The organism is Streptomyces sp. NPDC058985, from assembly GCF_042740985.1.
Classification (GTDB): Bacteria; Actinomycetota; Actinomycetes; order Streptomycetales; family Streptomycetaceae; genus Streptomyces.
The window spans coordinates 24,912-36,008 of the sequence record NZ_JBHYJX010000032.1; the positions used below are offsets into that span (position 1 = coordinate 24,912).

The window sequence follows — 11,097 nt, forward strand, 5'->3', positions numbered from 1 at the left end:
CGGTCCGCCCGCACCCATTGACCTATGCTTACTCCTGAGTAAGTTTACTCAGGAGTAAGCAAGTCTGGGTGCGCACGACACCACGCCAGCCGATCAGCGACCGGGAGCCGACATGGGCGTACGCAAGGACCTGAAACGGGCGAGAAACCGCGGTGACCTGGTGTCCCGCGCGAGCACTGAGACCGTCAGGGACGCCTACGGCGCCGTCCGCGAGGCCCGCACCGCACCCCTCGCGCCACGCCCCACCACCGGCAGCACCGCCGACATCCCGTTCACCAACGCCGCCGAGGCCCCCGACGCGGTGGTCCTGCGCCGCGAGGTGGACGGCGCCTGGCGGCCCGTCACCGCGGCCGAGTTCGCCCGCGAGGTGACCGCCGTGGCCAAGGGCCTGATCGAAGCCGGCCTGGAACCGGGCGGACGGGTAGCCGTCATGTCCCGCACCCGCTACGAGTGGACCGTCCTGGACTTCGCCATCTGGGCGGCCGGCGGCCAGACCGTCCCCGTCTACGCCACCTCCTCCGCCGACCAGGTCGAGTGGATCGTCCGCGACTCGGGCGCCCGGCACCTCGTCACCGAGACCGCCGCCCACACCGCCACCGTCCTGGCCGGCACCGCCGACCACCCCGAACGCCCGCGCGCCTTCGAACTCGACGCGGGCGCGCTCGCCGACCTCACCGCCCTGGGCCGGGGCGTGAGCGACGAGGAGGTCACCAAGCGCCGCACCGCCCTGACCCCGGACACGGTCGCGACCGTCTGCTACACCTCCGGCACCACCGGCCGCCCCAAGGGCTGCGTCCTCACCCACGCCAACCTGCACGCCGAGGCCGCCAACACGGTCGAGCTGCTGCACCCGATCTTCAAGGAGGTCACCGGCCAGACCGCCTCGACGCTCCTCTTCCTGCCGCTCGCCCACATCCTGGGCCGCACGATCCAGATCGCCTGCCTGCTGGCCCGCATCGAGATCGGCCACTTCCCGAGCATCAGGCCCGACGAACTGCGCCCCGCGCTCAAGTCGTTCCGCCCCACCTTCCTGGTCGGCGTCCCGTACCTCTTCGAGAAGATCCACGACACCGGCCGGGCCACCGCCGAGAAGATCGGCCGCGGCGCCTCCTTCGAGCGCGCCCACCGCCTCGCCGTCCGCTTCGGCGGCGCCCACCTGGAACGCTTCCTCGGCCGCGGCAAGGGCCCCGCCCTCGGGCTGTGGGCCGGCTGGGCCCTGTACGACCTGCTGGTCTACCGGCGGGTGCGGGCCGAACTGGGCGGCCGGATGCGCTACGCCATCAGCGGCGGCTCGCCGCTCGACCGCGACCTCAACCTCTTCTTCTACGCCGCCGGAATCATGGTCTACGAGGGCTACGGCCTCACCGAGACCACCGCCGCCGCCACCATCGTCCCGCCGCTCGGCCCCCGCCCCGGCACCGTCGGCCCGCCCGTCCCCGGCACCACCGTGCGCATCGCGGACGACGGCGAGGTGCTCGTCAAGGGCGGCATCGTCTTCGGCGCCTACCGGGGCAACCGGGAGGCCACCGACGCGGCCCTCACCGACGGCTGGTTCGCCACCGGCGACCTCGGCTCCCTCGACGACGACGGCTATCTCACCATCACCGGCCGCAAGAAGGACCTGCTGGTCACCTCCGGCGGCAAGAACGTCTCCCCGGCCGTCCTGGAGGACCGCCTGCGCAGCCGCCCGCCCGTCGCGCAGTGCCTCGTCGTCGGCGACAACCGCCCCTTCGTCGGCGCCCTGATCACCCTCGACCCGGACGCCGTCGCCCACTGGCTGTCGGTGCGCAAGCTGCCCGCCGACACCCCGATGTCCGAGGTCGTGCGGGACGAGAGGATGCGGGCCGACGTCCAGAAGGCCGTGGACCACGCCAACGCGGCGGTCTCCCGGGCCGAGTCGATCCGCGCCTTCCGCCTGGTCGAGGGCGAGTTCACCGAGGAGAACGGGCTGCTGACCCCGTCGCTGAAGGTGAAGCGGCACGCGGCCGTCGCGGCGTACGCGGACGCCATCGAGGCCCTGTACGCGCCGCCCGGGCGCTGACACGCGAAAGGGGCGGGCCGCCGTTGTGCCCGGCGGCCCGCCCCTCGGCCGATGTCAGCCCTTGCCGCCCTCGCCGTTCGCCGACAGGATCGACACGTCCTCCAGCAGGTGGGCCAGCGCACCGTCGCGCTTGGTCTGCGTGGAGTTCTCCGCGCACTGCTGGTTCAGGTCGTCCGACAGGACCGGGATGTCCTGGATCGGGATCAGTCCGACGACGCTGACCGGGATGTCACTGACCGCGATGCACGGCTTGTTGAACGACCCCTGGATGAGCGCCATCTGCGGGCTCATGTTGCCGTGGGTCGCCGAGTTGCCGAAGTACTGAGAGGCCGCGTTCCCGTTGGCCGAGACGGGCCCGCTGTCGTCGCCGATCGCCATCGCCTGCGGGGCCGCGGCAGCGGAGGCGCCCATGACGGAGGCGGCGATCGCCGCGTAGGCGGCTACCTTCTTGATCACTGGCCAGTCCTTTCTGAGGAAACCCCGTCCACCGGAGCGCACTGGTCAACTCCACGAGTCCGGCCGGGTTTCTCCCGTTCACTCGGTCGGCGGACACGGGGAGTCCGTACGACTGCTTGATTCCACCGGTATTCCGGCGATCCGAGTGACCCGTTTCGGAATCCGGCGGAGGCCCAACCGGGTGAACGCCCGAAACCAATCATCGCGCACCGGGTTGATCAGGCCGTAGGACAGTGCGTCGCTACGACGAAAGGAACGCGAAGTGCTCAAGAAGGCAATGGTCGCCGCGGCGGCTGCCGCTTCTGTGATCGGCATGTCGGCTGCCGCCGCTCCTCAGGCTCTTGCCATCGGGGACGACAACGGGCCGGCCGTGGCCAACGGCAACGGCGCCAAGTCGGCGTTCGGCAACTCGGCGACCAAGGGCGACATGAGCCCGCAGCTGTCGCTGGTCGAGGGCACGCTGAACAAGCCGTGCGTGGGCGTCGAGGACATCAACGCCGCCGTCATCAACCTCGTGCCGGTCCAGGACATCAACGTCCTGTCGGACGACCTGAACCAGCAGTGCGCGGACAACTCCACGCAGGCCAAGCGGGACGGTGCCCTGTCGCACGTCCTGGAGGACCTGTCGGTTCTGTCGGCGAACGGCGAGGGCCGGGACTGAGTTCCCTCCCGCCCAGCCCGGGCGGCCCGCTGACTTCCCCGTGGGCCGCCCGGTCGTTCCCGGGCCGGGGTTTCGCCGAGAAGCGGTTGACGTCGTCGCCCTTCTGGGGGAGTGGCCGGGCCGTGGCGTGAGGCATCCGAGTGAATTTCGGGGTGTCCCACGTTCGGTAGTTGCTCCGGCCGTCAATTCCTCGTTTGCAGGCTGCAGGTCATGGTGCGAGCCGTCAATGCTGTGCTCGCGCGGTTTCGGCTGCCATTCAGGCATGACCGCAGAGAAGGGAAAGTTCATGAAGAAAACCGCTGCCGTCGTCGCGGGCGCGATCATGGCTCTCGGCATGGCCGCCCCGGCCTTCGCCGACGCCGACGCCCAGGGCGCTGCGATCGGCTCCCCGGGCGTCCTGTCCGGCAACGTCGTCCAGGTTCCCGTGCACGTTCCCGTCAACGCGTGCGGCAACAGCATCAACGTCGTTGGTCTGCTGAACCCCGCGTTCGGCAACTACTGCGAGAACGACTGACGTCGTTCCGCACCGACCGGCTGCGTCCCGGCCGGCCTTGGCCAGTTCGTTTGGTTCGGGGCCGGCTCTTCCCCTTTCCGCAGCCTGTCCTCCGGATCGTTCTCCAGCCATCTCTACAAGCAGGAAGACAACGAGAGTGCGACAGACTCTGAGCAGGGGGATGGTCGCGGCTGCCGCCGCGACGGGCATCCTTTCCCTGTGCGGCAGCCCCGCCCTGGCCGACTCGCAAGCGGACGGAGCCGCCAAGAACTCCCCGGGCGTCGCGTCCGGCAACGCCCTCCAGGCCCCGGTCGACGTGCCGGTGAACGCCTGCGGCAACACGATCGACGTGATCGCGGCGCTCAACCCCGCCTTCGGCAACGAGTGCGAGAACGACTCGGACGAGAGCAAGAAGAGCGGCTCCGGCGGGGACACGTCCGCCGAGTCCGACACCGACGCGTCCGACGCCGACGCTTCCGGCACCGACGCCTCCAGCACCGGCGGGAGCGGCGCCGACGCGAGCGCCACCGCCGTGGGTTCGCCGGGCGTCGGCTCCGGCAACGCCCTGCAGCTCCCGATCGAGGTGCCGCTCAACCTCTGCGGCAACACGGCCGACCTGATCGCCGCGCTCAACCCGGTCTTCGGCAACGAGTGCGAGAACCGCTCGGAGGAGCCCCCCGGCTACGGCGAGGAGGAGCCCCCGCCGCCCACCACCCCGCCCACGGAGGAGGAGCCGCCCCCGCCCCCGAGCGAGGAGGAGCCCCTGCCGCCCGCCGAGGAGGAGAAGACTCCGCCCGCCCCGCAGACCGAGCAGCCGCCCGTCCTGGCCGAGACCGGCAGCGAGGGCACGCTGGGCGCCGCGGCCGCGGGTGCCGTGCTGATCGCCGGCGGAGCGATCCTGTACCGCAGGGCCCGGGCCACCGCCACGCGCTGACCCCCGCTCCACCCCGACGCCCCCGGCCGGCCCGCATGGGCCACCGGGGGCGTTGCCGTGGCCGTGTCCCGCGTCAGTGGCTGCCCGCCCGGTCGCCCCCCGGGCGGTCCGGCTGTCCCGCCCGGTCGGCCCGCGGTGCGCCCGCCTGGCGCACCACGCGGGCGCGGGCAGGGGCCTCGTCCGCCGGGCGCACGCGCCGGCTGCGCGCGCGGTCCAGCACCCGGCCGGTCACGTGGCGGCCCCACAGGGTCCACAGGGCCCGGCCCGGCGCCCGGTCGTCGGGGGCGTGCCAGGCCAGCTCCCGCCCGTCGGGCGCCGGTCGCAGCGCGCTCAGCGGCGCGTAGTTCTCCACCACGAAGGTCCGCCCCGGCCGCGGCACCCCGTCCGGCAGGTCCCGGTGGGTCAGGTCCAGGTGCAGGGCCCGTACGACGTCCAGTCCGGCGGAGTCGGTGAAGAGCCGGAACTGCGCGCCGGGACGCGGGTTGAAGTCGAGCAGGTGGTAGCCGCCCGTCGCACCGCAGCGGCGGAAGTCGAGATCGAAGACGCCCCGGTAGCCCAGCTCGCCGGTGACCCGCTCGGCGAGCGCCTGCACCTGCGGGTTGGGCGTCCAGCGGCCCACCGCGGTCAGACCGGCACCGCGCGGCCTGGCCCGGGTCTTGCGGCCCGGGCCGCCCGCCCGGACCGTGCCCGAGCGGTCGGCGTACCCGTGGAAGAACCAGTCGCGGTCCGGCCCCGGCGGCAGGAACGCCTGGAGCAGCAGCCGGCTCCCCGCCTCCTCGGCCCTCCGGTACAGCTCCCCGGCCTCCCGTGCCGAGCGCACCAGCACGGTGCTGCGCAGCCCGCCGCCCGGGGGCACGAGCCAGGGCCGGCTCCACTTCGCCACCACCGGCAGACCCAGCCGCCACGCGGCCCGCGCCGCCTCCGCCGGCCCGTCAGGGACCAGCGTCTCGGGGTGCGGCACGCCCAGCAGGGCGCACACCCCGGCCAGCTCCGCCTTGTCGGCGACCCGTCCGGGCAGGTCGCCCGGCTGGTCCGGCAGCAGATACGCCGGCGCCAGCTCGGCCCGCGCCCTTCCCACCGCCACGGCACACGCGTCGTCCATCGGAATCAGTACGGCGGGACGTTCGATCCGTGCCGCCACCCGGCGCAGGACCGCCGTGATGTCGGCGGGCGACGCGCCGGGCGGCGGGGGAGTGTGCAGCCCCGTCAGGTAGCGGGAGGCGCGGACGGGGCTGCGCGAGCAGTCCGCGACCACATGCACGTCCACTCCGGCCCGGCCGAGCGACCGCACGGCGCCCAGTGTTCCGTGGTGAAAGGGATTCCGGTCGGTCCGCAGCAGAACGGCGGGGACGCGGGTGTCGAACAGCGACACAGGAAACTTCCTTCGTCTTCGAATCGGTTCACCGGTGCGGGCGATCGGCGCACTCGAAAGCCGTAGCGGCGGTGGCGTGATGGCATTTCATATGACTGAGTGTCAGTAACGGAGCGGAATTCACGGCGAGGAAAGGAGCCGGTATGTCCGTACGGCATTCACGGAACCGGTCCAGGCGGCCGGCAGGCGTCGCGGCGGCGGTCGCGCTGGCGGCGCTGGTGGCCGCGGCGGGCCCCACGGCCGCCGCCGAACCGACCCCGCCGGCACCCGCGCCCACGCCCGCGGCCCCGGCACCCGGAGCACCTGCGAAGAAGCCCGCCACCCCCGCGTTCGGCGCGTACCTGGACTACGGCCCGCGCGGCGTGGCCCGGATGGCCGGGCTCAGCCAGTGGCTGGGCGACGCCGAACTCCGCGTCGGCCACACCTATCTCCCCGGCGACCGCTGGAGCAACATCGAGGGCGCCCCCACCTTCCTCGAAGCGTGGGCCGACTGGCGCACCCGCAAGGCGGACCGGATGTTCGTCCTCAACGTGCCCATGATGGAGCGCAACGAGGAGGGGGTGGGCGACGACGAGGTGCGCGCACTGCTGCGCCGGGGCGCCGCCGGGGAGTTCGACCACCACTTCCGCGCCCTCGCCGAACGGCTCGTCGCCCTCAAGGTCCCGGACACGGTCCTGGTGCTCGGCTGGGAGATGAACGGCATCACCTACACCCACCGGTGCGGGCCGGACCCGGAGGCCTGGAAGACGTACTGGAAGCGGATCGTCACCACCATGCGGGCGGTGCCCGGCCAGAAGTTCCGGTTCGACTTCACGCCGAGCCGCGGCCGGGACGCCGTCCCCTGGACGACGTGCTACCCGGGGGACGAGACGGTCGACATCATCGGCATGGACTCCTACGACCAGCCACGCGGCATGAAGTTCGACGAACAGGTGAAGGAACCCTACGGACTCCAGGCACACGTCGATTTCGCGAAGAAGCACGGAAAGCCCATCTCCTATCCGGAATGGGGGCTGTTCCGCAACGGCGACAACGCCGAGTACATGCGGCGCATGCTGGCCTGGATGGACGAGCACCAGCCCGTCTACAACACGGTCACCGACTACTGCCCGCACGGCGTGTGGCAGTGCGACGACAATCCCCGCTCCACCGCCGTCTACCGGTCCGTGCTCTTCGGCCGCACCGACGAGCCCGTACCCGGGACCCCGCAGCCCACCGCACCCGCGACGCCCACCGCGCCGCCCGTGCCCGTGGTGCCGGAGACCACGCCCAGGCCGCCGGCCGGCTGCTCGCCGCTGGAGCTGGGCGACTGGGTCGAGTACTGGCTCGGCGGGAAGCTCTGCCTGCGCCTCGACTGGTTCTCCCGCGACGAGTAGCCCTACGCGACGGTGGCGGCCGGGCTCGTCAGGTGCCGCCGCCACCGTCGCCCTCCTTCCGCTCCGGGCGCCGCAGCAGCGCCTTGCCCCGCCGTCGCGCGGCGGCGTCGCCGAGGGCCGCCGCGAGCAGCGGGGCGGTGCGCCGGCGGGCCAGCAGCAGCCGCTGGTTGGACACCGTGTCCGGGCGCCAGTGGTGCTTGTACGGCTCGTTGCCCCGCAGCAGGCTGAGCGTGCCGCGCCCCGGCTGCCGGGTGTGCTCGGCGCACGCGTCCAGCAGCATCACCGCCACGTCCGCCCTGCGTTCCCGCAGCCGGGGGTGGGCGCCGTACAGATAGCCGCCGGCCAGCCGGCGGGACAGCAGCGTCACGTCCACGGCCACCACCTCGTCGTCCATCCGGAACTCGGTGACCACCGCGTCCCCGGCGCACACCATCGGCCGTACCGCCCGCACCAGGTGGTCGCGGAACCGCGGCTTGAGGTGCTCGCCGGTCACCTTCCGGCCCTGCCACTGCAACCGGTGCAGTTCGAGCAGCCGCCGCAGTGCCGCGTCGACCTCGTCGGGCAGGACCGTCCGGCTCTTGACACCGAGCGAGTCCAGCCGCCGCAGCTGGGCACGGACCCGCTGGCGGGCCTTGCCCGAGGGCAGCCGGGCGACCAGTTCGTCCATCGGGAGGGCGGGCAGCTCCAGGCAGAGCGAGTCGGCCAGCCGTCGGCGGGGACCGCGCCAGCGCTCGTAGACCCGTTCGGCGGCGGCGCCCGGCCGTACCTCGCGCAGGTCGACCAGTGCGGTGCGGGCGGCCCGGGACAGGCCCTCGGTGAGCGCGGCCACCGCGTCCGGGCCGCGCTCGTCGTCCAGCAGGACGTCGCCGTAGTCGGAGATCGCCCCGCCCAGCGGCACCAGGGCGGGTACCGGACGCCGTACGAGCGTCAGCGGTGCGGCGGCGACCAGGTCGCGGCCGTCGCGGGCCAGCACCAGCCGCAGCCGGCCGCGCGTGCCGTACGAGCGCCACCACGCGTGCAGCCAGGCGTGGCTCTGGAACGGGGTCGCGGCCTCGCACCGGGCGTGCAGACGCGACCACTGCGGCGCCAGGTCGGCGAAGTGCGCCTCGTCGGTGACCAGTTCGGTCGTGCAGCCGGCCGGCGGCGCGGCCGTGCGCGCCCTCGTGTCCGTCACAGCTGCCCGCGGACGCCGGCCGCCGAGGCGGGTCCGGGCACGGCCGCTGTCGCGCCCGCGCCGTCCGCCGGGGCACGGCGCGGGCGGGCCAGCAGTGCCAGCCCGCCGAGCAGCCCGCCCGCGCTCGCGCCCACCAGGCCGGTCACCGCGGCGGACGCGGAGGACGCCTCGGTCGGCTTGGTGGCCCGTGCGAACTGCCGCAGTTCCACGTGGGTGTCGTCGACGGAGGCCGCCGCGTGCCGCGTCAGCGCGCGGGCGACCGCGTTGGCCATGTCCGCGGCCTCCTCCGGGTCTGCGGAAGTGGCCGTCACGGAGACCATGGGCGCGTCCGGCGAGGTCGCCGTGCGCACGCTCTCCTTGAGCCGGGCCACCGGCACGTCCGCCCACATCTGCGCGTCCCCGAGCACCGCGAGCTGCGTGGCGACCCGCCCGTAGGCCTGCGCGAAGCCCAGCGCGGTCGCCGGGTCGGACTTGTCGGTGGGGACGGCGACGACGTAGCCGGTCGCCGTGTACTGCGGGGTGGTGAGCAGGCCGTAGCCGGCGCCGAGCAGCCCGCCTGCCAGGACACCCGCCGCCAGCGGCGACCAGGGCGGCAGCGACCGCAGGCGGTTCCGGACGCGGTGCAGGGCGGCCCGTGCGCGGCGCGGGCGGGCGGGCGGCCCGGCCTCGGGCTCCGCCGAGGGCTGGGCCGGGGACTGGGCCGGGGACTGGGTGAGGGGCTCGGTCATGTGGAAGTGACTCCCTGGGGTGCCGGGGACAACGGGTGCGTGAGGGTGGTCGCGTACACGTCCATCAGCCGGGCGGCGCTGCGGGTGACGCAGTAGTGGCGGGCGGCCTCGGGAACCGTGCGCGGCCCGGGACCGGGCCCGGCGCCGGCCCGGACCTCGGCGAGGGCGCGGGCGAAGTCCCCGGCGCCGCCGGTGACCCGCCGGGCGGTCGGCGCGTGCCCGGAGGGCAGGTCCTCGATCGCCGGGCAGGACGCGTACAGCACCGGCAGCCCCGACGCGAGGCCCTCCACGACCGCCAGGCCGAAGGCCTCCTCCGGCGAGGGCGACGCGAGGACGTCCATCGCGGCGGCCAGCGAGGGCAGGTCGGGCCCGGGGGAGCCGTCGGGGACGTAGGGGCGTTCGCCGGTGAGCAGGACGCGGTCGGCGACCCCGGCCTCGCGGGCGGTGCGCCGCAGCACGTGCTCCTCGGGACCGCCGCCGACCAGCAGCAGCCAGCAGTCGTCCGGCAGTTCGGCCAGCGCCCGGACCAGAACGTCGAACCGCTTGGCCGAGGTCAGCCGGCCGACACCGCCGATCACGTACGCGCCCTCCGGCAGGCCCAGGCGGCGGCGCGTGCGCAGGCGCTGGACCGGATCGAACCGGAAGCGGGCCAGGTCGATGCCGTTGGGCACCACCTCGATGCGGGGCGCCGGCACCCCCCACCGCTTCAGCCGGTCGGCGACGGTGGGGGAGACGGCGACGGTGGCGCTGCCCAGCCGCTCCCCGGCCAGGTACAGGGCGCGGACGCCCGCGGTGAGCGGGCGGCCCTCCATCTGGGAGTCGCCGAGGGAGTGTTCGGTGGCGACGACGGCGCGTACGCCGGCCAGGCGGGCCGCGAGCCGTCCGTAGAGGCAGGCGCGGTAGAGGTGCGTGTGCACGAGGTCGTAGCCGCCGGCGCGGATGAGACGGGCCAGCCGGGGCAGTGCGGCCAGGTCGCGGTTGCCGGTCATGCCGAGGTGGACGACCCGGACGCCGTCCGCCAGCAGTCCGTCGGCGACCGGGCCGGGGTTGGTGAGCGTCACGACGTCGCAGTCGACCGGCAGATGCCGCAGCAGCAGCCGGAGCTGCTGCTCGGCGCCGCCCACGCCGAGGCCGGTGATGATGTGCAGCGCCTTGAGGTCCGGCACGTCAGACCCCCGCCACGGGACGGCGGCGCAGCCGGTGCAGCCGCGTCTTCAGCAGCAGCCGTACGGGCGTGTCGTGCTGCCCCACGTGCACCCGCGGCAGCGCGTACCGGCCGGTCAGCGGGCCGGGGTCGATGGCGCAGGCGTAGCCGTACCCGGCGGTGCGCACGGCCTCGGCGGCACGGGCGTCGACCGTGCCGTACGGGTAGCAGAAGCCGGCGACCGGAGCGCCCGTCAACTCCGTCAGCAGCGCCCGGCTCTCGGCGGTCTCGGCGCTCAGCGCGGCGTCGTCCGCCCGGGTCAGGTCGACGTGGGAGAGTCCGTGCGAGCCGATCTCCACGCCCTCGGCGGCGGCGTGCCGGATGCCGTCGGCGGTCAGCAGCCGCTTCCGCGGGCCCAGCGGGTCCCAGGCGTTGACCCCGCCGAGCCGTCCCGGCAGGACGAACAGGGTGGCGCCGCAGCCCCAGCGGCGCAGGCACGGCAGGGCGTGCTCGACGAAGTCGGCGTACCCGTCGTCGAAGGTCAGCCCCACCAGGTCCCGGCCCTCGCCGCGGGCCCGCGCGGCGAGCAGTTCGGTCATCGGCACACCGCGCAGCCCGCGCCGCCGCAGCCAGCCGAGCTGCGCGTCCAGCCGGCCGGGGGTGACCGTGACGCGGTACGGATCGTCCGTGGCGTCGCCGACGGAGTGGTACATCGCCA

At 74.0% G+C, this 11,097-nt stretch carries 11 protein-coding genes; 5 read left to right on the forward strand and 6 right to left on the reverse strand.

Going from position 1 to position 11,097, the window contains the following annotated elements; all coding sequences use genetic code 11:
- The first annotated feature begins 112 nt into the window (after positions 1-112).
- The gene (locus ACFW01_RS25260; RefSeq protein WP_384506817.1) at positions 113-2,041 is read left to right on the forward strand and encodes an AMP-dependent synthetase/ligase; all 1,929 of its coding nucleotides are present in this window, start codon (positions 113-115) and stop codon (positions 2,039-2,041) included.
- Between the two features lie 54 nt (positions 2,042-2,095).
- Here ACFW01_RS25260 and rdlB read toward each other — a convergent pair whose 3' ends face one another.
- Complete coding sequence (gene rdlB, locus ACFW01_RS25265) at positions 2,096-2,497, reverse strand: rodlin RdlB (protein WP_161326877.1); 402 nt, start codon at positions 2,495-2,497, stop codon at positions 2,096-2,098.
- Positions 2,498-2,759: 262 nt separating this feature from the next.
- Here rdlB and rdlA point away from each other — a divergent pair, with 262 nt between their 5' ends.
- The 3 genes from rdlA (at position 2,760) to ACFW01_RS25280 (ending at position 4,585) form a co-directional block, all read left to right on the forward strand.
- The gene (gene rdlA, locus ACFW01_RS25270; protein ID WP_234960262.1) at positions 2,760-3,158 is read left to right on the forward strand and encodes a rodlin RdlA; all 399 of its coding nucleotides are present in this window, start codon (positions 2,760-2,762) and stop codon (positions 3,156-3,158) included.
- Between the two features lie 286 nt (positions 3,159-3,444).
- Positions 3,445-3,672: a chaplin ChpD gene (gene chpD / locus ACFW01_RS25275; RefSeq protein ID WP_234960263.1), complete on the forward strand. Its 228-nt coding sequence runs from the start codon at positions 3,445-3,447 to the stop codon at positions 3,670-3,672.
- A 160-nt stretch (positions 3,673-3,832) separates the two neighbouring features.
- Positions 3,833-4,585 carry a chaplin gene (locus tag ACFW01_RS25280; protein ID WP_384506979.1) on the forward strand — a complete coding sequence of 251 codons (753 nt, stop codon included), beginning with the start codon at positions 3,833-3,835 and terminating at the stop codon, positions 4,583-4,585.
- Between the two features lie 73 nt (positions 4,586-4,658).
- Here the strand turns inward: ACFW01_RS25280 and ACFW01_RS25285 are convergent, their stop codons facing one another.
- Complete coding sequence (locus ACFW01_RS25285; RefSeq protein ID WP_384506821.1) at positions 4,659-5,957, reverse strand: ATP-grasp domain-containing protein; 1,299 nt, start codon at positions 5,955-5,957, stop codon at positions 4,659-4,661.
- Positions 5,958-6,100: 143 nt separating this feature from the next.
- Here ACFW01_RS25285 and ACFW01_RS25290 point away from each other — a divergent pair, with 143 nt between their 5' ends.
- Positions 6,101-7,333: a glycoside hydrolase family 26 protein gene (locus ACFW01_RS25290; protein WP_384506824.1), complete on the forward strand. Its 1,233-nt coding sequence runs from the start codon at positions 6,101-6,103 to the stop codon at positions 7,331-7,333.
- 28 nt (positions 7,334-7,361) lie between these two features.
- Here the strand turns inward: ACFW01_RS25290 and ACFW01_RS25295 are convergent, their stop codons facing one another.
- Genes ACFW01_RS25295 through ACFW01_RS25310 form a run of 4 tightly spaced genes read right to left on the reverse strand, consistent with a single transcriptional unit; the run spans position 7,362 to position 11,092 of the window.
- Complete coding sequence (locus ACFW01_RS25295) at positions 7,362-8,507, reverse strand: GNAT family N-acetyltransferase (RefSeq protein ID WP_384506827.1); 1,146 nt, start codon at positions 8,505-8,507, stop codon at positions 7,362-7,364.
- The gene (locus ACFW01_RS25300) at positions 8,504-9,235 is read right to left on the reverse strand and encodes a lipopolysaccharide biosynthesis protein (RefSeq protein ID WP_384506830.1); all 732 of its coding nucleotides are present in this window, start codon (positions 9,233-9,235) and stop codon (positions 8,504-8,506) included. Before ACFW01_RS25300 ends, ACFW01_RS25295 begins: the two co-directional genes overlap by 4 nt.
- Positions 9,232-10,401: a glycosyltransferase gene (locus ACFW01_RS25305; protein ID WP_384506833.1), complete on the reverse strand. Its 1,170-nt coding sequence runs from the start codon at positions 10,399-10,401 to the stop codon at positions 9,232-9,234. The genes ACFW01_RS25300 and ACFW01_RS25305 overlap by 4 nt, the downstream gene beginning before the upstream one ends.
- A 1-nt stretch (position 10,402) precedes the next feature.
- Positions 10,403-11,092, reverse strand: a complete 690-nt coding sequence (locus ACFW01_RS25310) for a polysaccharide deacetylase family protein (protein ID WP_384506982.1) — start codon at positions 11,090-11,092, stop codon at positions 10,403-10,405.
- Positions 11,093-11,097: the final 5 nt, after the last annotated feature.

Excerpts from the sequence above, each read along its gene's own strand:
- ACFW01_RS25280 (WP_384506979.1), top strand. The coding sequence starts at position 3,833 with ATGGTCGCGGCTGCCGCCGCGACGGGCATCCTTTCCCTGTGCGGCAGC.
- ACFW01_RS25290 (WP_384506824.1), top strand. The coding sequence starts at position 6,101 with ATGTCCGTACGGCATTCACGGAACCGGTCCAGGCGGCCGGCAGGCGTC.
- ACFW01_RS25300 (WP_384506830.1), bottom strand. The coding sequence starts at position 9,235 with ATGACCGAGCCCCTCACCCAGTCCCCGGCCCAGTCCCCGGCCCAGCCC.
- ACFW01_RS25260 (WP_384506817.1), top strand. The coding sequence starts at position 113 with ATGGGCGTACGCAAGGACCTGAAACGGGCGAGAAACCGCGGTGACCTG.
- ACFW01_RS25310 (WP_384506982.1), bottom strand. The coding sequence starts at position 11,092 with ATGTACCACTCCGTCGGCGACGCCACGGACGATCCGTACCGCGTCACG.
- chpD (WP_234960263.1), top strand. The coding sequence starts at position 3,445 with ATGAAGAAAACCGCTGCCGTCGTCGCGGGCGCGATCATGGCTCTCGGC.